General features: G+C 48.1%; 22 protein-coding genes. 2 read left to right on the forward strand and 20 right to left on the reverse strand.

From position 1 onward, the window contains the following. Positions 1 to 2: 2 nt before the first annotated feature. From KJS69_RS19730 to KJS69_RS19765, 8 genes are all read right to left on the reverse strand, one after another. Positions 3 to 215 (reverse strand): hypothetical protein, encoded by a 213-nt coding sequence (locus KJS69_RS19730; protein ID WP_213585516.1) that lies wholly within the window; start codon positions 213 to 215, stop codon positions 3 to 5. A 433-nt stretch (positions 216 to 648) separates the two neighbouring features. Next, entirely contained in the window at positions 649 to 1,407 is a 759-nt protein-coding gene (locus KJS69_RS19735) for an HAAS domain-containing protein (RefSeq protein WP_213585517.1), read from the reverse strand. Next, the gene (locus KJS69_RS19740; protein WP_213585518.1) at positions 1,408 to 1,752 is read right to left on the reverse strand and encodes a PadR family transcriptional regulator; all 345 of its coding nucleotides are present in this window, start codon (positions 1,750 to 1,752) and stop codon (positions 1,408 to 1,410) included. 294 nt (positions 1,753 to 2,046) lie between these two features. Next, the gene (locus tag KJS69_RS19745) at positions 2,047 to 3,420 is read right to left on the reverse strand and encodes an extracellular solute-binding protein (protein WP_213585519.1); all 1,374 of its coding nucleotides are present in this window, start codon (positions 3,418 to 3,420) and stop codon (positions 2,047 to 2,049) included. A gap of 122 nt (positions 3,421 to 3,542) precedes the next feature. Further along, positions 3,543 to 3,770 carry a hypothetical protein gene (locus KJS69_RS19750; protein ID WP_213585520.1) on the reverse strand — a complete coding sequence of 76 codons (228 nt, stop codon included), beginning with the start codon at positions 3,768 to 3,770 and terminating at the stop codon, positions 3,543 to 3,545. A gap of 191 nt (positions 3,771 to 3,961) precedes the next feature. Beyond that, a complete protein-coding gene (locus KJS69_RS19755) occupies positions 3,962 to 4,777 on the reverse strand; it encodes an amidohydrolase family protein (protein WP_213585521.1) in 816 nt (271 codons plus the stop codon). Beyond that, entirely contained in the window at positions 4,777 to 5,520 is a 744-nt protein-coding gene (locus tag KJS69_RS19760) for an amidohydrolase family protein (RefSeq protein ID WP_213585522.1), read from the reverse strand. Before KJS69_RS19760 ends, KJS69_RS19755 begins: the two co-directional genes overlap by 1 nt. Continuing rightward, positions 5,517 to 7,007 carry an aminotransferase class III-fold pyridoxal phosphate-dependent enzyme gene (locus KJS69_RS19765; RefSeq protein WP_213585523.1) on the reverse strand — a complete coding sequence of 497 codons (1,491 nt, stop codon included), beginning with the start codon at positions 7,005 to 7,007 and terminating at the stop codon, positions 5,517 to 5,519. The genes KJS69_RS19760 and KJS69_RS19765 overlap by 4 nt, the downstream gene beginning before the upstream one ends. A 427-nt stretch (positions 7,008 to 7,434) precedes the next feature. Here KJS69_RS19765 and KJS69_RS19770 point away from each other — a divergent pair, with 427 nt between their 5' ends. After that, positions 7,435 to 8,817, forward strand: a complete 1,383-nt coding sequence (locus KJS69_RS19770) for an extracellular solute-binding protein (protein ID WP_213585524.1) — start codon at positions 7,435 to 7,437, stop codon at positions 8,815 to 8,817. Here the strand turns inward: KJS69_RS19770 and KJS69_RS19775 are convergent. From KJS69_RS19775 to coxB, 12 genes are all read right to left on the reverse strand, one after another. Further along, positions 8,811 to 8,957, reverse strand: a complete 147-nt coding sequence (locus tag KJS69_RS19775) for a hypothetical protein (protein WP_213585525.1) — start codon at positions 8,955 to 8,957, stop codon at positions 8,811 to 8,813. The genes KJS69_RS19770 and KJS69_RS19775 overlap by 7 nt on opposite strands. A 423-nt stretch (positions 8,958 to 9,380) precedes the next feature. After that, complete coding sequence (locus KJS69_RS19780) at positions 9,381 to 10,655, reverse strand: ABC transporter permease (protein WP_213585526.1); 1,275 nt, start codon at positions 10,653 to 10,655, stop codon at positions 9,381 to 9,383. Continuing rightward, a complete protein-coding gene (locus tag KJS69_RS19785) occupies positions 10,648 to 11,550 on the reverse strand; it encodes an ABC transporter ATP-binding protein (RefSeq protein ID WP_213585527.1) in 903 nt (300 codons plus the stop codon). Before KJS69_RS19785 ends, KJS69_RS19780 begins: the two co-directional genes overlap by 8 nt. Beyond that, complete coding sequence (locus tag KJS69_RS19790) at positions 11,531 to 12,457, reverse strand: ABC transporter ATP-binding protein (protein WP_213585528.1); 927 nt, start codon at positions 12,455 to 12,457, stop codon at positions 11,531 to 11,533. The genes KJS69_RS19785 and KJS69_RS19790 overlap by 20 nt, the downstream gene beginning before the upstream one ends. A 13-nt stretch (positions 12,458 to 12,470) precedes the next feature. Continuing rightward, a complete protein-coding gene (locus KJS69_RS19795; RefSeq protein WP_213585529.1) occupies positions 12,471 to 12,866 on the reverse strand; it encodes a GntR family transcriptional regulator in 396 nt (131 codons plus the stop codon). A 30-nt stretch (positions 12,867 to 12,896) separates the two neighbouring features. Further along, positions 12,897 to 13,640, reverse strand: a complete 744-nt coding sequence (locus KJS69_RS19800) for a hypothetical protein (RefSeq protein ID WP_213585530.1) — start codon at positions 13,638 to 13,640, stop codon at positions 12,897 to 12,899. A gap of 292 nt (positions 13,641 to 13,932) precedes the next feature. Then, positions 13,933 to 14,403, reverse strand: a complete 471-nt coding sequence (locus tag KJS69_RS19805) for a DUF420 domain-containing protein (RefSeq protein ID WP_213585677.1) — start codon at positions 14,401 to 14,403, stop codon at positions 13,933 to 13,935. Between the two features lie 15 nt (positions 14,404 to 14,418). Continuing rightward, positions 14,419 to 15,339: a cytochrome c oxidase assembly protein gene (locus tag KJS69_RS19810; RefSeq protein ID WP_213585531.1), complete on the reverse strand. Its 921-nt coding sequence runs from the start codon at positions 15,337 to 15,339 to the stop codon at positions 14,419 to 14,421. 206 nt (positions 15,340 to 15,545) lie between these two features. Further along, positions 15,546 to 15,860 (reverse strand): cytochrome C oxidase subunit IV family protein, encoded by a 315-nt coding sequence (locus KJS69_RS19815; protein WP_213585532.1) that lies wholly within the window; start codon positions 15,858 to 15,860, stop codon positions 15,546 to 15,548. A 4-nt stretch (positions 15,861 to 15,864) separates the two neighbouring features. Next, on the reverse strand, positions 15,865 to 16,476 hold the full coding sequence (locus tag KJS69_RS19820) for a cytochrome (ubi)quinol oxidase subunit III (protein WP_213585533.1): 612 nt from the start codon (positions 16,474 to 16,476) through the stop codon (positions 15,865 to 15,867). Next, on the reverse strand, positions 16,477 to 18,318 hold the full coding sequence (gene ctaD, locus KJS69_RS19825; RefSeq protein WP_213585678.1) for a cytochrome c oxidase subunit I: 1,842 nt from the start codon (positions 18,316 to 18,318) through the stop codon (positions 16,477 to 16,479). 70 nt (positions 18,319 to 18,388) lie between these two features. Continuing rightward, the gene (gene coxB / locus KJS69_RS19830) at positions 18,389 to 19,396 is read right to left on the reverse strand and encodes a cytochrome c oxidase subunit II (RefSeq protein WP_213585534.1); all 1,008 of its coding nucleotides are present in this window, start codon (positions 19,394 to 19,396) and stop codon (positions 18,389 to 18,391) included. A gap of 284 nt (positions 19,397 to 19,680) precedes the next feature. Here coxB and KJS69_RS19835 point away from each other — a divergent pair, with 284 nt between their 5' ends. Continuing rightward, positions 19,681 to 20,373, forward strand: a complete 693-nt coding sequence (locus KJS69_RS19835) for a YhcN/YlaJ family sporulation lipoprotein (protein ID WP_213585535.1) — start codon at positions 19,681 to 19,683, stop codon at positions 20,371 to 20,373. Positions 20,374 to 20,385 lie beyond the last annotated feature (12 nt).

Raw genomic sequence — 20,385 nt, forward strand, 5'->3', positions numbered from 1 at the left:
TGTCATTCTGTCTCCTTACAGTTATCCAGCTTGCAATTCGCTATTTTCAATATAATACGAAAAAAATCATATTTGGGTTCATGCTGCAGTTGCTCTACATAACGGGTGATGCTAAATAGGGTGTTTAAAGAAGGAAGTTCTTCAAAAAACGCAACCTCCCCTTCAATTTGTACATGGGCACTTGCGTCAAAACAAAATTCTTGATGCTCTCCCATCCCGTCTTCTCCTTATAGCCATTCTGTTTCATATGACCAAGCACCTTCTCATAAGCATCTGGATCGACCTTCTTCAAATCGTCCATCAGCCAGAACACGATCTTAGGGCCGGGCTCCCGGGCAATAAAAGTACTTGATTTTCTTTCGCCGCCAAACAGACTGGATTTTATACAGCTAAATAAGCCAGATCAGACGATTTTTGGCCATCTAACTGGAAATCATACAGCTAATTCGGCCCCAATCTATCCAATCCCTCTTTAACCCCATTTCTAAAGGTAGGTTTTACATTTAGTCCGGAGATCTAGCGAGCTTTAGCGAGAATTAACTGCATCAATTACATTTAATCTTAATCTACAAAGCATGCAAGGTACAAGTGTTCGAAGGCGGATAAGTCCGTCAAATTGGCCTTACTTTTTCTACCAGCGCTTTATCTTTACCTGCTTCTCTTTTTGCGTTTATTTTGTATCACTAAATACAACACGATGAGCAGAATGGCGGCATACATGATTCCAAGACTGATCATTGCCTGATTCTGTGGATTGCTTGTAAATAAACCTGCAATAAAATCAGGAGCTATGATAATACACGGAGCGATAATCGTTACCCATGTTTTTGACAAAATAGAATAGCCAATTAGAAATAAGGCACACACTCCGGCAATCACCATACTTTGAGAAGGGGTGGCTATAAAAACAGGACTTAACCCCAACGATTTGTCGATAAGCTTGATTCCCAAAAACATGGCCAATGGCCCGGCACCCACGATCCAATACATTAGAATCCGGACGCCTTTGGACATCGATCCGGAGCTTTCCATCCGCATGAACAGGATAAACACACCCAGCGAGATCACGAAGGCGGAGAGATTGCCGATAATTTCAAGAAGACTATAAGCGGCTTCTCCTCTTAAAGCGTCCGGCAGAATAACAAAGGATAGAGCCAAAGGGAAAAAGAGCAGCAAGAGGGATATGACCTCTTTTCTATCCGTCTTCATCTCATTCTTGAGCTGGTCCATATAAGCTTTAGGCGACCCGCCGGTAATCGCTTCGATACTCTTCCCGCTGTTTTCCGCTTGAACTAAATGATCCTCCAGCTCTGTCACAATTTCTTGAATTTCCTTCTCATTCTTGCCATAGGATGTCAAATATACTTTTAAATTTGTCAAAAAGTCTTCGGCTTCTTTAGATAGCATTCAGCAATCCCCTCCTTGAGTTAAATCAATATCAAATAGCGCTTCCACAGCTCGGGAAAGCTCCTTCCATCTTGCCTGAAAATCTGTTAAATCTTCGAGGCCCGCTGGAGTAATGGAATAGTATTTACGCTTCGGACCGTTCGGAGAAGCTTTCATGACAGTCGATACGAGTCCTTCCTTTTGCAGCCGTATCAGAACCGGGTAGATACTTCCTTCACTAACCATATGGAAACCAAACTGCTCCAGCTTCTCTATCATTTCATAGCCATATGTCTCCCCTCGAGCGATAACAGCTAGCAAACAACCCTCTAGGATCCCTTTTAACATCTGGGTGGATGTCGACATCTCACCACTCCCTTGCAATACAATATAGCTGGGCAAAAAAATAATCTGTTCAGTATCTTGTAATGCATTATAGCAAGATACTGAACAGATTACAACCCCTAACGAAGCTCCTTGCGGCTGACTCCCATCATACCGCACCAATTCCCCCCAAGACTTGCGCATAATACGCCAGAAGGGGAGCGCCTTTGGAATTAGCCCAGGCTAGCACATTAATACGCTGGTAGGGGGCGCTCTTAGCGTCTTAGCGTCTTAGCGTTAGTCGAACAGCAGCGCTAAGAGCTGTTTCCCCGCCCTTTAAAGCACTGCTTCCAGCCTGCGGCATACGGAGATTTCATCCTCCATGTTGGACCAAAACCATTTTAATTCGTTGCGGATCGTCGCCAGCTCGTCCATGCTTAGATTCAGCTCGGAAACAAGCCGATAGGATGGGACAATTTCCCGATACATATGAAAGCGTGAAGGCCGCTTTAGCGATTCTTTGCCCTTCCACTCCGCCGCCCGTTTATGGGCCGGGATACTCAGTGTCTTCTTGCGAATTCTTAATTGTGCGTTGTAAGAAAGCAGATAATCGACAAAGACTTTGGCCGCTTCCTTGTGCCTGGAGTGCCGGTTGACCGCCAGTCCAATGACGACCAGCAAGGACCTGGCTTCGTTCTTATAAGGGAGCGGCGCAACATCAAAATCAAATTTAGCCTGGCGCATATGATTGAGACTTAAATAAGTCGTCATGATCATGGAAACCTTGCCTGACAGAAACAGCTGCTCCGCATCCGCATCGCTCTCCGACCAGAAAGTCGGAAAGATTCCCTGATGATAAATGAGACTGCGGCAGTGGACGAGGCTCTCCATCAGCTTAGTGCCGCCAATTACATAACGGCCCTCCTCATTTCGCTCAAATTTCATCCCGCTTTGCAACAGAAACACCGGCCAGCGATTGTCGGACAGCAGGTGAAAATAAAACCCATACCTGTCCTTGCCGTCGCTCAACCTCACTGCGGCTTCCATGGCATCGTCCCATGTCCAGCTGCTGTCCGGCTCCAATACCTGCTTCTCCCGAAAATGCTCGCGATTATAGCACAGAATGACAGGAGTAAACAGAAATGGCCTGACATAACAGTCTTCTGTCTGAGTAAACAGCCGGGATAGAAAGGGATAGACTTCTGAATCCGCCTCAAGCGGCTCCAATTGCAATAGACGATCTTGCTCAAATATTCGCTGATAATCCGTATTATTCAGAGTAAAGATGTCGAGCAAGTTATTCTCCATATACTCGAGGCTCACGCCATGGTCGTTACCAAATGTCAGCGGAACGGCTCGCACGTCAATATGCGGATGCTCCCGGTGAAAATCTTCCAATAACCCATGCAGATCCGCTTCTCTAAGGACCGAAGGATAGTAACCGAACGTCACGGTTATCTTCTCCGCGGCGTAAGGTTGTACGACCTTGTTGCCGATCCTCGGCACTTTCTCAATCAATCCTTCCGAAACCAGCAGGTCCAAGCCCTGGCGAACGGAATTTTTACTAAGCTGAAAATCTATAGCCAGCACTCGCTCCGAAGGCAAGTATTGGCCGATGGATAACTTCCCGGATACTATGTCATTGCGTAAGGTGCGCACCATCTCATCCAATCGCGCCCGGAATGTCGTCCGGCTTGGTTTGTGGCTCATCTTAATCTCCTCTTAAAGTGTCTGTATTGAAAAAATCATATCCTCTGGTTCATATCCTGTCAAGTTAGATAAGACCCAGCATGACAACAGCGGCTTTACTAGGCTAAAGGCAGTACCCTCCTTCATCCCGCCGACTTACGGAGCTTGATTAGGGCTTCAGGGCGCTCTGCCACCGATTCGCCCGGCTTTGTAAATTTGCAATACTCACTCATCGGTGTGATCCCTGCATTGTCCAGAACGATAGCGATTTTATTATGGCCGAGGCCAAAATTTTCGGCCCCCTGTCCATTAACAAAAGCCGGGGGCGGATAGGCAGCGGCTTCTTTGAAATAGGCTAACACCTTGTGCATTTCCGGGGTTTCAAATTCGAATCGAACTGTTTGAGATCACTTAATTTTCCTTGTCCCCCGGGGCGTTATAAGCATGCGTCAATGCCTGGAAGGTCGCCGCATCCAAGGCATTTCCGGCAGCCTTCATATTTCATGCCAAAATCCGGCGGTTAGGCCGGATTTCAAACATGAAATACTATGGTGAAATGTAATTACCCGTTAAGCCAGCGGAGGGCATTGTCCCGGCACAAGGCCAGGCGATCGGGGTCACTTATACCGGCGGCGGCTAGCTGCAGCGCCGTCGCACCGGCTTCTTGCAGAGGTTCGCAGGAGCTGAAGGCGAAAGTACTTGCCCATCTCCGCTCAACCAGTTGGGAGATGACCGCAAGCGGCCCATTGACATGCCAAAGATCGCAGATGACCCGGTCCAGATGCCAATTCTCCGTCTGCAAACGAAGCACAGCGCTCCATTCATACTCCCGAAGACCGCTTATAAGCAGCGGGTGGCCCTCACACCTGGCGATCAGTTCCGCCAAGGCATGCAGAGGCACAGTCTCAGCCGGATAGCGGGGATGCTGCAATCGCTCATCCTGCAGCCGGACACAGACCGCAAGCGGAAGCTGTCGCTTGCGTAAAGCGCTGACAAGCTCCGCGACCCGCTGGTCACCCAGCCCGTACCCGTGATTGCCGGGGAGCAGCCGGATTCCGCGCGTCCCGCTTTGCTCGGCATATTCCAGCTCTCGCTCCCACCCGTCGGATTCCGCAGGATTGAGGATAGCAAAGGGCCATAGCCGCCCGTCTGCAGCCGTTTCGGCAAATAACGCTGCATTGCCGGCATGAGTATCGTGGCCAAAAATAGAAGCGATATGGCTCACACAGATCCCTGCAAGCCCATAGCGATCAGCCATCGCGATCAAATCTGCAGCCGAAGCTTGCGCCTGATGGCGAAAGGGCCACTGGCCCATAAAAGCTGTGACATCTACAGCGCCGCTTTTGGCAAAGCAGTCGAATAATGCCCCGCTGCTCATTATTGCGCCACCTCCTCTAGCAATCGCTTCATGTTCCCTTCCGTGATAAGCCTTATGTGCTCCGGTGCTAATCCGGCTCCCAGCACCTTGCCGAGATTGCTGGCGAGACATGCTCCCGGCAGATCCGACCCGAAGATAACACGATCGGGACCGAGCCGCTCGACCGCCAGAGCCACTTCGTGCGCTCCGATCGGAGTGCCTGACGTATCCGTAAAGATGTTCGCATAAGGGGCGATAGCATTCATTGCGCTCTCCACTTGCCCTCCCATATGGGCCATGATGATCCGGGCCTCCGGATAGCGGCGAGCGAGATCTACGACGTGATCAGCCTTCGATTCGTATGGAAGCTGGCCGACGGTTTTGCGCCAGGAATGAATGAGAATAGGGGCACAATACTCAATGGCCTGCTCGATAAAGGGGAAGGTCAATGGATCGTTGCATAACGTCGCCACCCATAATTTCAATCCGATCATCCCCTGCTCCTCGATACGACGGCGAAAATCCGCTAACGCCTCCGTCCCATGGCGAGGATTCACATAGCAGTACCCGGCTATCCGATCCGGATAATTCCGGATAGCCGCCACCATATCGTTGTTGGCTTGAACAACTTCATCCCACGTCGGCTGGTGAATATAATTAGCAATGGAGCTGCCGATAAACAAGCGGACTCCTAATCGATCTCCTTCTTCCAGTGTGGCCGGATGAAGCTCAGAGCCGTGCAAATGAATATGGGCATCGATCACCGGCCATCCCTCCATTCCTTCAAATCCGTGCAGACTCTTTCCATTCTGGACAGGGCCTCGACAATATCTTGTTCCCGATGGCTGAAATTGACATAGGAGACGTTATAAAGGGATAGCCCGTGCTTATAAGCGAATCGGAAAAACCGCTCTTTAAGCTCTTCCCTCGAGACATCGGCTCTCTCTCGACCTGAGGATCGTCCCCCCTGGTCGCCACTGGCCTGCCTCCCGCCTTCATTGTGAAGAAGCGCTTTTTGCCCTGATCGAAGCACGATTGCTGGACAAGGCCAGAAGCCTCGAACCTCCAGCGGAATATCATGCTGTTCAAACATCCGGTTCAAACCGCTCCACAGCTTCTCTCCCCAGTGCCATAAATGATCTACGACATCATGCTCCACATAAGTATTAATGCAGGCTTTGGCCGCAGCCAGGGACAGCGTTTCTCCGCCAAAAGTTGAGGAAATAACCGTTCCTCCCCGATCACAGCAAGCCATAACCTCTTTACGTCCGGCAAACACCGATAGCGGCATTCCGTTAGCCAACCCTTTGCTATACACTGCGAGATCAGGAATAGTGTCAAAATACTGCTGCACCCCTCCCAGCGCAATGCGAAACCCGGTAACGATTTCGTCAAAGATAAGGAGGCTTCCGTGTTTCCGGGTCAGCTCACGCAGCGCCGGGTAATACGTACGCCCTTGCTCCATATTCGCATAATCGGCGGCAACGACAACAGCGGCTATCTGCCCGTTATATTCGGCGAACAGGCGCTCGAGAGCAGGCAAGTCGTTCCACCCGGCCGCATGGTGAAGCGAGCTGAGCTCCCTGGGTACGCCAGGGACAGCCGGGGCCGATTGGCCTGGCAGCTGCGACCCGCCCGCCGCCAGACTGTTAAGCCAGCCATTGTAACCGACCTGCACGATATGATCGCGACCCGTGTAATGACGGGCAAGCCGTATAGCGGCAGCAATCGCTTCCCCGCCCGTCTTCATAAAGCGGACCTGCTCGGCGCACGGAATAAGCTCGCACAGCATTTCCGCCACCTCTCCTTCGAGAGGATGCGGATGACCGAAGGAAATCCCGCTATCCAATTGGGCGCGAATCGCATCATCTACAGCGGGATACCGGTAACCGAGCGTAACCGGACCGAGCCCGTTGCGGAAATCAATGTATTCCTTCCCATCCATGTCCCACACCCGACAGCCATTTCCTCTTACTATAACCCCCGGCTCCTCGGGAATAAGGACAGGGGCTTTGGAGCATGTGCTCGACCCCCACGGAATGACGCGGCTCATCCGTTCATACCATAGATGGGAGCTTAATTCAGGGCTCCCGCCTTCTGCTCCTGTTGTCCCAAGCTCCTTTTCCACAGCCATTCGAAATTCAGGGGACTTCGCTTTGTCTTGCCCTTGCCCACGGCCCTTTGTTTTAATTGATAACGCTTCCCCAATGTCGTCATCCTTGCTCTTCCAACCAGCTTGCTGCTCTTCCAATCCCTGCACCTCCCATAATATTTCATATGTGCGATACATTCAGAAGCTTGCGCATTACTTTTACGGCATTGTAATTTCGTGAACCTTTACATCACTTTCGCGAGACTTTCTCTGGCGTAATCGGCCTATGGGATGAAGGGAGCCTATCTTTGTGGCCAAGACACAGAGTTAGGCCCATCTTCTCTTTTCCTGCCAAACAATGATACAATTCAAAGTGAGATTATTTATGAGGACTAACGATATGATGGCCTGCTCACATCTTTGTAGCATCATGAGGCTTACTGACGAACATATGAGCTAAGGATAACTGATAAACAGCCGTTATCTTCTTTTTTAGCAAACCCATCCTCCTCGCTTACAATATAGTACATGTACCATACATATACCATTATATAATGACAGCCGCCACATTGGGAAGGGGTATCTTATGCGTAGAGAAAATGAGTTTTTGTATATGAGACTTTACGGGATATTAAAGGAGCAAATCTTGACCGGATTGATCCAGCCAGGGAACTACCTGCTCCCGGAGAATGAGCTTTGCAGGTGTTACAGCATGAGCCGAAACTCTGTGCGCAAAGCATTGGAGCAATTACAGAACGATGGACTGGTTATCAAAAGACCGGGTCTGGGCACGATGGTACCCGTTGATCTGGCGATTCAACCGTCGGACCGGAGCGTGCTGCGAATTCTGGCTCCCTACCCGGCGCATTTTGTAGATAACGGCCTCCCCTCCATTATCAAGGCCTTCTCCAAGCTTCATCCCCATGTGGATGTTCAGCTGTTGAGTTTGCCGGCTCTCCACTTCTGGGATTCGTTCCAGACCTGCTGTCATATGGGAATGACTCCGGATGTCGTCCTTGTATCGGACTTGCATCTGACGGACAGAGATCGCTTGGCCGCCTTCACGGATTTGCGGGATCCTTTGAGTAGCCAATTGGATTTCATCTACCCTAAGCTGCTGAACCATTTTCGATACGATGATCAACTGATCGCTGCGCCCCTTACGTTTACGCCGACATTTTTGGCGTTCAATCCGACTCTATTTGCAAGCGAAGGGATTCCTCTGCCAACGGAAGATTGGACACTGGACGATTTTTGCGATGCGGCCCGCCGCCTGACTCAAGAGCAGGACGCGAGAATTATCCGCTACGGTCTGTCCATCTTTCCCCAGGTTTCCCGCTGGCCTGTGTTTGCCTTGCAGAACCAGGAAGCCGGTGCCTTCGACGGACTGACCGCTGATAGCCTCCGGAAGGCGTTGTCTCTGATCCAGGATTTGCTGTACCATCAGCGGGCGGCTATCATGTATCCACAACATGACACCAACCCGTTTCTGTATGAGAAATCCGCTATGACTCTCACGACGCTCTTCGAGATGTCCAGTTGGAAGGATCGCAGCATTGACTTCACACCGGAGGCGGCCCCGCTGCCGTTCGGCCCGACTAAGGCCACCCTGCTGCAGGCGAATTCCCTCATGATTCCGATGAGTGCCAACCATCCGGAGCTGGCCCTCGCCTTCGTCCAGATTGCTCTGGAACCTGACGTTCAGAGAACGATGTGCGAGAGCACCCCTTTCTTGTCCGTGCTGCCACAGGTTAACGAAGCGACGAGAACGAGGCAGCTCCTGCATGCCCTTAATGTCCAGGATCCGTTCATGGATAACAACCTGTTCTTGTATGAATTATTTGGCGAATCCGCCATGGATGAGCTGAAGGATGAACTGGCTTTGTTCTGGCTCGGGCTGGAAACCGCTGACGCGGTTACAGATGCTGTTGCCAAAGCTGTTGCCGGTGCATGGGCCAAGCCTCAATAACGCGCTCGCTGCCCGCAAGAGGAACCAAATGCGCCTGAATGCAGGGCACCTTCGCTGATCGACTGCAAAAATACATTAGTTTTGACCAGCTTCAGCTCTTTAGGGGTCATCGGCTGCAAAAATACAGTGGAATATCTCAAAAAATCGATTTCTCGTCCAAAAAGGTAAAATGGACTGCACTTTTGCAGTAGATCCGACGAATCGAGACCAAAAATCGCCAATCGACTGTATTTTTGCAGTCAACGCAAAATCTAAGCAAGACGGATGTGCTTAAAGGCTGTAGTACTTGCAGCTGTGGCAGTTATGGCGGCGCTGCGGACTTGCGGTACTAGCGGTACTTACGGCTCTTACGGCTCTTACGGCTCTTACGGCACTTATGGCACTTACGGCCTCTTACGGCTCTTACGGCTCTTACGGCTCTTGAGGATCTCGCGGCTCTGGCAGCACTGGGGCTAGATAACAGACGCACTAGCATAGCACGTGGTTCTGATATCCTCCCCAAAATTCTAAAGATAAAACAAGGGTGCCCCCAATAGGGAGCACCTTGCCGTTTGTATTAACCCTTAAACATTATAAGCCTTCATCGCCTTGCGAACTTCCTTCCAGGAAGGACGTTTGCCGTACATGAGGACGCCGACGCGGTAAATTTTGGCCGACAGCCATCCGAAGAAACCAATCGATGCCAGCATAATCACGATGGATAAGCCGATTTCCCACAGAGCCGGCTCACCCAATCCCACCCGCAAGAACATAATCATCGGGGTAAAAAACGGAATGTAGGACGTGACGACAACGAAGGTACTGTCCGGACTGCTTAAGCCAAACATGCCGATGTAGAAGCCAGCCAACAGAATAAACGTCAGCGGAGTGACCGCCTGACCGAGATCCTCTGTCCGGCTGACCAGAGAACCTACAGCCGCAAATAGAAAAGCGTAGAGCAAGAATCCGGACAAGTAGAAAAATAGAAAGCCTGCAATTAACGACAGCGGGATTTGGCTCAGTTGGATATCCAAAGAGCTCAGTATTTCTAAATTGTGCGGAAGCATGATGTTGATGGCGGCGACGACTATATAGATTCCTATTTGAGACAGTCCGAGCAGCAGCATTCCCAATACTTTACCAAACATTTGCGTTAACGGTGAGATGCTGGAGATGAGAATTTCCATGACCCGCGAGCTTTTCTCCGCCGTCACTTCGGTCGATATCAAATTTCCATACAACATTACCGACATGAACAGCAGGAACACGAGAACGTAGACCAATCCGACAGCCACCATTTTTTCTCCCGGCTCCTTCTCCGCTCCCGACCCTTCAGCCGGAGTCAATTGCATACTTTCCAATTCGATCGGAGAGTTCAGCTTCGCCAGCTGCTCTTGACTCAGCCCAAGCTCTTTAACGACCGCTTCTGTCTTAATGGACTGCAAAACCGTCGTCAACATCGACTGCTCACTCGTCCCGAGCGATTTATCGGAGTGGTAGACTGCCTTGAACAATACCCCGTTCTCCTCCGCCACTTCCAAATAACCGGTTAATTCACCGTTATCGATCCGCTCCTTCGCTTGCTGCAGATTGGCTTCCGGAGAACCGGCATCCGGCAGCAGCACGATCTTTATTTTCTCTTCTTCCTGCTGCAAGGAAGCCGCCATTTGCTCAGAATAGCTGCCGCTTTGCGTTATTCCGATGCTGGTCGTATCGTCGGAGGAAAATAATGAAATAATAAAGGGCAGGTTAATCACTACGCTGATTAATACAACAAAGATGATCGTAGAGACAATGGACGCTTTCGCTAAGAACCGATTCTTGAATGTAAAACGGACCACGCTCATCATATTACTCATGCTCTCTACCTACTTTCTTGATAAAGATTTCGTTTAAGGTAGGCTCCATAACCTGAAATCTGGACACGTTAGCCTGCTCCATCGCAGCTTTTAATATGGGCTGAGCCGATTGGATATCGGAAATACGGATTTCCAACCCGTTTTCCCGTTGGTGGACTGCGGTTACTCCTTGAATGCCTTCTAAACCTTGAACTTCCTTGTCCGTCTCCAGAATAATTCTCTCCTTCGGGAACGTGCTCTTAATCTCCCTTAAATTTCCCTTAAGCACTACATTCGATTTATGCAGAATACAGATGTTCTGGCAAAGCTCCTCCACATGATCCATCCGGTGGCTGGAAAAAAGAATGGTTTTCCCTTCGTTCCTCAGCTCCAATACGGTTTTCTTGAGAAGCTCCACGTTAACGGGATCCAGTCCGCTAAAAGCCTCGTCGAGAATGAGAATATCCGGATTATGGATAACCGCAGCGATGAATTGGATTTTTTGCTGATTCCCCTTGGACAGCTCTTCCACTTTTTTATTGTAATATTCCGGGACTTCAAATTTATCAAGCCATTCTTTAAGCTTTTTGTCAGCCTCTTTCCTCGACATCCCTCTTAATTCCGCCAAGTATACAATTTGCTCGCTTACTTTGATCTTCGGATACAGCCCTCGCTCCTCCGGTAAATAGCCCATAGACTGTCTAAGACCGTCATGATAAGGCTGCCCCTTCCACATAATTCGACCGCTATCCGGAAGGATCAGACCCAATACCATCCTCATCGTTGTTGTTTTGCCCGCTCCGTTACCCCCTAGTAGTCCAAAAATTTCCCCTTCTCTTACTTCAAGGCTGATTCCGTTAACAGCGGTATGGTCGCCAAAGTGTTTTTTGATTTGATCAATTTCCAATTGGTTCATTATTGCTCTTCTCCCCTTCCCTTATGGCTGAACTTTCCTGTGAATGCAATAAATAATATAAGATTTCATCCAGTTCCAGTGCCTCGGTTTTGATAATGGTTATCCCCTCTTCAGATAAGCCGTGTCGAGTGGGCTCGAACGAACGGGTAATGATTTGGTAAGGTCCCGTACCGGTTATTTCTACCAAGCCCGGAATCGACTTCGGCTGTCGAGGGAACTGCTCCGCCCAGATGACCTTCCATTCGTCCAATAGAGTGTCTTTCTCAAAAATGCCCAGCAGACTTCCGTAAGAGAGGAAGATGACGTAATCCGCCAGCTTTTTAACCTCTTCCATAATATGGGTGGCGACTAATACGGACTTGGTTCCCGAATCCATGTACCGCTGAATTTCATCGATCATCACGCGGGAGGCAAAAGGATCCAACCCGGACGAAGGCTCATCCAGAAGCAGAAGATCGGGATCGTGTGCCATCGCCAATACTATGGAGAGCTTTCTTTGGACCCCTTTGGACATTCCCTTGAAAGAAAGATCTGAAGTTAGTGAGAATCGATCCATCAGCCTCTGGAGCCGTCTTTCGTCCCAGCCCGGAAACCAATGGGAGTAGAAATGAATCGTATCCCGGGCCTTCTTCCAACTGTCATCCCATTCGGACAGCTCGGGAACATAACCTATTCGGCGCTTGATATCTGTCTCGTCCTGCGGATATCCTTTATCAAATAAGGAAATCGAGCCTTGATCGGGGTTCACCAGGTTCATCAGCATCTTGAACAGCGTGCTCTTGCCGGACCCGTTAGGCCCGACTACAGCTGCAATGTAGCCTTGATCGAGAACAAAGCTTAGCGGCCCCAGGGCAAACCCGGATTCATACTGCTTCTGAACCCCCGAAACGTTCAATACCGTATTCATCAGCCTTCTCTCCTTACTCATCGATTAGATCTGTCTCTTCCAGCAAACTATTCAATATCTCCCTCATCTCTTCGTCTGTGCAGTTCACCTGTCTTCCGGTCTCCACCGCATTGCGAAAAGCTTCATACACTGCTGCATTGCGAAACCTTTCCCGCTGCACATAGCCTACCTTGGCTACAAAAGTACCTGTCCCTTGCCTCGTATACAGCAAGCCCTCTTGCTCCAGATCTTGATAGACCCGTCTGATCGTAATGACACTGCAGGACAAATCCGCGGCAAATTCCCGGATCGAGGGCAGCAGTATTCCTTCAGGCAAATTTCCACTCAAGATCATCGCCCTCAGTTGTTCCTTTATTTGATGATAGAGGGGCTTGCCGCTATCGTTCGATATCGTGACCGGGATTCGCATCCCTCCACCTCCAATCCCTTCTCCAACCCTCTATCCCAATTCACGACGTTCCAGCTTGCGAACGGAGATCCAGGAACAGCCCGCTAGGATCAAGCTGCCGCTCAGGACACTAATCAAAGGGATAGCTATGCCGTAATGTTGAGCAAGCTCCATACTTCCCTCGACCAAATTAATGCCGACCCACTGCAATCCCGCTGCAATTAAGATAAAGCCTATCACGAGGATGAAGCACCATATAACGTAGACCTTTTCTTTAAGCGCAAATTCCATATACATATAGAAGCCGCCGCAGGCTAATGCATAGCCAAGCCAGATGAACACAAATCGGATGTACTCCGTTCCACTAAGCGGGAGAGCCCCCCATTGTCCCAGACCATAAATAACCGAAAAGAAACAAAAGCCTATTATAACTAAAGTCATCAGTAAAACAGCCACCCGGCTAAGAACGATCTCGACAACAGTAATCGGCAGACTTCTCATCAACACCAGCTTTTTAGAAATCGTATTTCTTTTCCACCAGCTCGACCTGTAGTCCTTGGAGAGGAAAGTAAATCCTAGAGAACCCATGATCGACATAAAAAAAAGGTCAGTCACAAATCGATTAAAGATTCGGCTAAAATTACTGTCATCGGCCCTGATGTTGTTTAATAACGAAATAGCAGTCAAGGCGAAGCATGAAAAGATAATGGCCGTCCAAAACCATCCCCAGCCGGTTCGCCTGCTTTCATATTTAATTAAAAATTGTACATTCTTCCATAATTGAGCCCTGGCCAAAGATTTTCCCCTCTCCCTGTCATTCTTATAACCTGTAACATTAATCTTTCATTGTGCTTACTGTGTATATCTTCATATACAGTATACTCACTTGGGATTTATTGTGCAATACTTAATTCCGTTTTTCCATCATTCCCCTATTTTGATATTAAGTCTATATATGTGGCACTAAGCATCTTTCTTTCTCCACTCCATGATCTACGAATTCTTTAGTTCAATTTATATAGCTTTAACCATACAAAAAAGATCTGCACCTATTAACATGCAGATCTTCAGGACTCTCCCTATTTGATTACCAACCAAAAATAGCATCAATCACTGGCTTCGTTTCTCCGCCCGGATAAATAATATACAGCAGTGTATAGACGAAGATTCCGGTAGGAGCTGTTACAAGCCACATGACGGCCGTCCAGCGGCCGATTTTTCTATGCTTGGCGAAGTTCTTCTTAAAAGCTAGCGTAAGAGTAACCAGACCAAATACGGCGGAAACAGTAGCTAGAGTAATGTGAAATAACAAGAAAATATAATAGAAGGTTTTAACCAAATCCGGAGTGCTCTCCGCAATGGCCGTATTTCCGGCAAAGATTGTTCTGGACATATATACAATAAAAAAAGCAAGGGCAAAAATAGCCCCGGAAACCATAAACCGTTCATGCGCCAACCGATTTTTTTGACGAATGTGATACCAGCCTATAGCTACTAATATGGCACTAATAGCAATGAAAGTTGTACTGATTGTTGGAAGTAGAATGCTCAATTCGATCCCGTCCCATTAATATTATGATGATGGTACTTGATTAGGCTTTAATACAGCAGAATCCCGAGATTCCGATGCTTCCGATTTCTGCATAGGTCGTAGGGCTTCCATCATGTCCAGGTCCAGTTGTTCTTCCTTCTTCCTTTCCGAGCGATACCATTCAAAGAAACTATAGGCCAGAACAATTCCATAGACGATCTCCTGCATAATTTTCATCACGACTCCGCCCATTTGTTGATCGTCTATCGGTGGAAGGAAGGATAACGTTTGCGGCGCTCCTACATATACATCGTACACCAATACTTGAGTAAAGATCAGCAGTGCGCAAGCCGGGGTCAGCAATACGCCGTTGGCAAACATATACACCATCTTCTGAAGACCGTTGACTCTGGCCCACTTAGGATCTTTGACAAAGATCGGAAACCACATCTGGAAGGCAGTTACCATTAGTACCCAATGATAGATGAGATGGAGACCATGATATTCCATCATGTAGTTAAAAATGGTAGGGATATGGTAGAAAGAAAACAAAGCATTAAATATGATTACACTAATAAGAGGATGAGTTACCCGGTAAAGCCAAGGTTTGATCCACTTAATTTCTATAATCGATTTAACAAACCAATGTGGAAGGCCCAGATAAAACAAAGGCGGGAAGACGAGGTAAATTAATGACATCTGCAGCATGTGAGAACTAAACAAAAAGCTGTGTCCGTAAAAATTAATCGGAGTTCCCTGCGCAATATAAAACACGCCAAGCGCAGTAATCATTAATGCTTTCGTTCCTCCACTGACTGGTTCGGATTCTGCAAACAGCTTACGTCCTGGTCCCATGAAATAAAAGTAGACGATTCCGACCAGAACCATGAGCAGAAAGATGTCAGGTCTCCACAAGGCGAAGAAATCCGGGTTTTGGTGATGGATATGTCCTGTATTCGGCACGGGATTTAGCCCCCTTATAGTCCAGTTTACAAAATTCAATCTGCTTGAGTATTCAAGGATAAACGCCTGCGATGTTCTTGATCTCTATTCAGGAATGTCTGCGTTTACCGTCGAAATTTACCAATAACGATTTTTATACATTCTATAATTTTAAAGAAGGAGAGGCGGTACGTTGAAGTATAATCCGCCTCTCCTCCCTATAAACCTTACCACCAAATCCAAAACAAAGCTGCTACAACTCCACACATTCCGAAAATAACTCCGAAAATAATTCCTATAATCGGAAACGTATGCTCTTTATCCTTCATATGCATCCAGACGGCTAATTGGAAAACCGCTTGAACGGCAGCCAGCAGGATGAGGAAAGATACAAGAAACGCTTTGCTTAGCCCGCCGTAAATAACGGCAGCGAAGGCAAGCATCGTTAAAACTATGGATACAATATAGGTAATGTAATGGTTTTTGGGGCCTTCTACGCGATGACGTGTTTTGATCGCAGAATTTTGCTGTTCTGTACTCATCCGTTTAACCCACCTTTCCCATTAGATAAACTACCGTAAAGACGAATACCCAGATGACGTCAACGTAGTGCCAATATAAGCTGGCCACGTAAAACTTGGGTGCTGTAACTACCGTTAACCCTTTCCTATAGCCTTGGATAATCAACAGGGAAATCCAGATGATCCCGAAGATAACGTGCGCTCCGTGGAATCCGACCAAAGTATAGAAGGCCGTACCAAAGGCGCTGCTTGTAAAGGTATGGCCTTCATGGACATACTCTACAAATTCGTAAATTTCCAAACCCAGGAAGGATAATCCGAGAACAACCGTTACGATCAGCCAACCAAGCATCGCTTTGACCTGGTGCTTATGCATGGCCATCATCGCTAAAACACTTGTCAACGAACTCGTCAAGAGGATTAAAGTCGCGACTCCGACCATACCCAGTTTGAAAATTTCATCTGCGGTTGGCCCCTCCGGAACCTGGTTGCGGAGAGCAATGAATCCCGCAAACAAGGTTCCGAACAGAACCGTCTCGCCCCCTAGAAAAAACCAGAAGGCCAGAAGCTTGTTTTTTCCTTCAAGGGTCGCTTTTTCCGGTTGGGCAGGAAGTGTGCCGTTCATGTGATTTGCCATTTAAGCCTTACCTCCCTTTTCTTGCAGTTCTTCCAGTTCAATATGCCAACCCGGATCGTCTTTAAACGAACGAATAATCATGCAGAGGAAGAAAATTGCAAGGCCGAAAATCGCTATAATGTGATTTCCAAATAGTGTGTTCCACAAGCTGGTACTAAACTCATACCGTGCAAACATAAATCCGAAACCCGCTATGAACAGTCCAACGGACATGATAAACGGAAGAATTGATGGAGACGGCATATGAATTGGCCCTAACGGTTCTGCCGGGGTCATCTCTTTGTTACCAGCCATTTTTTCCTTAAAGAATGCGTCCAAACCACGTACAAGCGGAGTTTGTTTAAAGTTGTATTCCGGAGCAGGGGACGGAATAGTCCACTCCAGAGTGCGTGCATCCCAAGGATCGGCAGGCGCATCTGCGGGTTTCATAGCTGCAATAATAATATTCAATATAAATACGACTACACCAACACCCATTAGTATGGCACCTATCGTACTCAGGAAGTTACCCAGTTCGAGCTGTTGCCCTGGCAGGAAGGTGTAAACCCGTCTCGGCATTCCCATCAAGCCCAAGAAGTGCTGCGGGAAGAATGTCAGATGGAATCCGATAAAGAATGTCCAGAAATGCAGCTTGCCCAGTCCTTCATTTAGCATACGACCGAACATCTTAGGCCACCAATAGTAAAATCCGGAGAAGAGACCGAACATCATTCCCCCTACAATAGTGTAGTGGAAGTGAGCTACAACGAAATAAGAGTCGTGATACTGGAAGTCGGCCGGAGGCACGGAAAGCATTACCCCGGTCATTCCACCCAGCAAGAAGGTCGGTATAAAACCGACTGCCCACAGGTTGGCTGCTGTAAAGCGAATTTGTCCGCCCCACATTGTAAACAGCCAGTTAAAGATTTTGATCCCAGTCGGTACGGCAATGGCCATCGTCGCTACCGCGAAGATCGAGTTAGCTACAGGTCCCATACCTACAGTGTACATATGGTGAACCCAAACCATGAAGCCAAGGAAACCGATCAAGATCGTTGCAAACACCATGGAACTATATCCAAACAGTCTCTTTTTCGAGAAAGTACTGACGACTTCAGATATAATCCCGAAAGCCGGCAGGATCAGGATATAAACTTCAGGGTGTCCGAAAATCCAGAAAATATGCTGCCAAAGAACAATATTTCCTCCCTTGGCTACGTTAAAGAAGTTTCCGTCAAACAGACGGTCGAACATCAACTGAACCAAGCCTACAGTAACTGCAGGGAAAGCAAACAAAATCAATGCCGAAGTGATAAATGCGGTCCAAGTAAAAAGCGGCATCCGCATGTAAGTCATTCCCGGAGCACGCATGTTCACGATCGTAACGAGGAAGTTAATTCCTCCAATCAGCGTACCGATACCGGAAATCTGCAATCCAAGAACATAGAAATCGACTCCGAACAAGCTGGTGTCCGTGGACAACGGAACATAAGCCGTCCACCCAGCGTCAGGCGCTCCTCCCATGAACCAGCTCAAGTTCAGAAGCAGTCCTCCGAAGAAGAACAACCAGAATCCAAGAGAGTTCAAGAATGGGAAAGCAACGTCGCGAGCACCGATTTGCAGCGGAACGATCGCGTTCATAAATCCTAAGAGCATAGGCATGGCCGCCAAGAAAATCATCGTCGTACCATGCATTGTAATTAATTGGTTAAACGTGCCTCCAACGAATATTTCCAAATTGGGGTAAAGAAGCTGAATCCGGATCAAGAGGGCTTCCAATCCGCCGATCAGGAAGAACATTCCCCCTGCCAGGAAATACAGAATCCCGATTTTTTTATGGTCAATCGTTGTGATCCAATCCATTAAGCCTGTGTAACGTTTTACCGCATGAGACTGAGCCAACGTGGTAACCTCCTTTTTTCAAAGCTGTCCGCTATTTCAACGTTAACTGATTTAAGTATTTGACAAGCTGATCCAGCTGTTCCTCCGTCAAATTAACCTTAGGCATCTTATTGCCCGGTTTGACCGCCTGAGGATCGCGAATCCAAGCTTTTAGGTTCTCGTCATTATGTTCCAGGATACCCGTAATCAACTCGCGGTCAGCGAACCCTGTCAGGTTAGGCCCCATACTTAAGCCATCCGCTCCAACCGCATGACAAGCTAAACAGTTATCTTTGAAAATTTGCTCTCCTTGAGCAGCATCAGCGGTAATCGTTGCAGGTTTCTTCATGGCCTCAATCCAATCCAAGAAATCGGCTTCCGTCTTCGCAACCACTTTAAAGTCCATCAAGGCGTGAGAGGCTCCGCAAAGCTCAGCACATTTACCACGGTAGATACCCGGTTCATCGGCTTCCAAATGGCTGACGTTCATCATGCCAGGGTTCGTGTCAATTTTTCCACCCAGCGCAGGCACCCAGAAGGAGTGGTTCACATCCGAAGCGGTCACCTGGAACGAAACCTTCTGTCCCGCAGGAATGACGAGATCTTGAGCCGTAACAATTCCATGTTGAGGATACTCGAATTGCCACCAGAATTGATGCGCGGTCACTTTAACCTGGAGGACGTCATCGTTCTGAGTATAATCCTCGGAATGCTTAAAAGTATAAGTGACAGTAGGAACCGCGAGAATGATCAATAGAATGATCGGAATAACGGTCCAGATAACCTCCAGCAAGTGGCTTCCTTCCACCTGTTTAGGAATGATATCCTTGTCACCCTTACGCTTGGAAAAGCGCAACAAAACATACGTGTAGATGGAAATAACGACCACAAACACGAATATCATGATTCCGATGCTGAGCTTGATCATGAACAACTGTTCTCTTGCTACAGGCCCTTTAGGATCAAGCGCGGAAAGGTTAGGTTCACCACATCCGGTCAGCAAAAACGCCAATACCGCCAAAAGGGGCATTAGACGCCATACAAATTTCCAACGATTCATCTTTTATCAACCCCAATTCTGTTTTAACCGCTATCACCATGGATGCGCACCGTGTCAAGAAACCTAATACGTATTAACTATAAATTCGTTATAAAGGTTTGTCAATCTTCCTAGGAAAGTTCACACAATGTTCTAAATCCTTGCCACGACACGGTTTTCGTCTTCAGGCATTTAGGGAGAGCCGGCTTTGTTTATACAGGTTTTCCCGTTAGCTTCCTGGCATAAATTAAACTTCCTGACTCATCCTATCTATACAACGATTATTCGCAACAAGGAGGAAAATCATGCATATTCATTTGAATCGCTCTTTATATTTTGCTATGATCGCCATTCTGGTCGTCTTGACCAGCGGCTGTTACGATCTCAATGCGGACCGCAGGAACGCGAACAATTACGGCAGCAGCAAAGAAGTTCCACGTGCCGAACAAGGTAACCGGACTTACGGTATCCAGCAGCAGAGTACGGCACTTCATAATAACAGCAGCCTGGTCTTCAGCCAGAAGCTGTCTCGGGAAGTCGAGTCGCTGGACGGAGTGAACAGCGCCATCGTCATGCTGACCGACCACAATGCTTACTGCGCCATCCTCGTCGACAATTCAGCAACGGGAACGACCGGCAGTACAAGCGAACGTAAGGAAACGAATAATTCAGGCACTTCACTGGGCCGGTATAATCCGTTTACGTTTAACCAGTATGCCAACCCTAATGACTTGGCGACAGGCATTAACAATTATGACACGGTAGAAGAACCTGACCGGTTAGCCCATGGCTTCAAGCAAACCATCGCGAACAAAATCCGGGAAGCCCACCCATCGGTACAGCAGGTTTACATTTCGGCCAATCGCGATTTTATTAACCAAATGAACACTTATGCCCAAGAAAGCTGGAAAGGCTATCCACTCGACAGTTACGTGGAGCAGTTCAATACTACCGTCAAGCAGTTGTTCATCCGTGACGATAACAAACCGGTACGTTAATCGGCAGGCTGC

The organism is Paenibacillus sp. J2TS4, from assembly GCF_018403245.1.
GTDB lineage: Bacteria > Bacillota > Bacilli > Paenibacillales > NBRC-103111 > Paenibacillus_L.

Coding starts and splice junctions, on each gene's coding strand:
- KJS69_RS19820 (WP_213585533.1), bottom strand. CDS start 16,476: ATGGCAAATCACATGAACGGCACACTTCCTGCCCAACCGGAAAAAGCG.
- KJS69_RS19780 (WP_213585526.1), bottom strand. CDS start 10,655: ATGAGTAATATGATGAGCGTGGTCCGTTTTACATTCAAGAATCGGTTC.
- KJS69_RS19740 (WP_213585518.1), bottom strand. CDS start 1,752: ATGTCGACATCCACCCAGATGTTAAAAGGGATCCTAGAGGGTTGTTTG.
- ctaD (WP_213585678.1), bottom strand. CDS start 18,318: ATGGATTGGATCACAACGATTGACCATAAAAAAATCGGGATTCTGTAT.
- KJS69_RS19750 (WP_213585520.1), bottom strand. CDS start 3,770: ATGCACAAGGTGTTAGCCTATTTCAAAGAAGCCGCTGCCTATCCGCCC.
- KJS69_RS19790 (WP_213585528.1), bottom strand. CDS start 12,457: ATGAATACGGTATTGAACGTTTCGGGGGTTCAGAAGCAGTATGAATCC.
- coxB (WP_213585534.1), bottom strand. CDS start 19,396: ATGAATCGTTGGAAATTTGTATGGCGTCTAATGCCCCTTTTGGCGGTA.
- KJS69_RS19735 (WP_213585517.1), bottom strand. CDS start 1,407: ATGCTATCTAAAGAAGCCGAAGACTTTTTGACAAATTTAAAAGTATAT.
- KJS69_RS19785 (WP_213585527.1), bottom strand. CDS start 11,550: ATGAACCAATTGGAAATTGATCAAATCAAAAAACACTTTGGCGACCAT.
- KJS69_RS19795 (WP_213585529.1), bottom strand. CDS start 12,866: ATGCGAATCCCGGTCACGATATCGAACGATAGCGGCAAGCCCCTCTAT.
- KJS69_RS19755 (WP_213585521.1), bottom strand. CDS start 4,777: ATGAGCAGCGGGGCATTATTCGACTGCTTTGCCAAAAGCGGCGCTGTA.
- KJS69_RS19835 (WP_213585535.1), top strand. CDS start 19,681: ATGCATATTCATTTGAATCGCTCTTTATATTTTGCTATGATCGCCATT.
- KJS69_RS19730 (WP_213585516.1), bottom strand. CDS start 215: ATGGGAGAGCATCAAGAATTTTGTTTTGACGCAAGTGCCCATGTACAA.
- KJS69_RS19770 (WP_213585524.1), top strand. CDS start 7,435: ATGCGTAGAGAAAATGAGTTTTTGTATATGAGACTTTACGGGATATTA.
- KJS69_RS19815 (WP_213585532.1), bottom strand. CDS start 15,860: ATGAGTACAGAACAGCAAAATTCTGCGATCAAAACACGTCATCGCGTA.
- KJS69_RS19745 (WP_213585519.1), bottom strand. CDS start 3,420: ATGAGCCACAAACCAAGCCGGACGACATTCCGGGCGCGATTGGATGAG.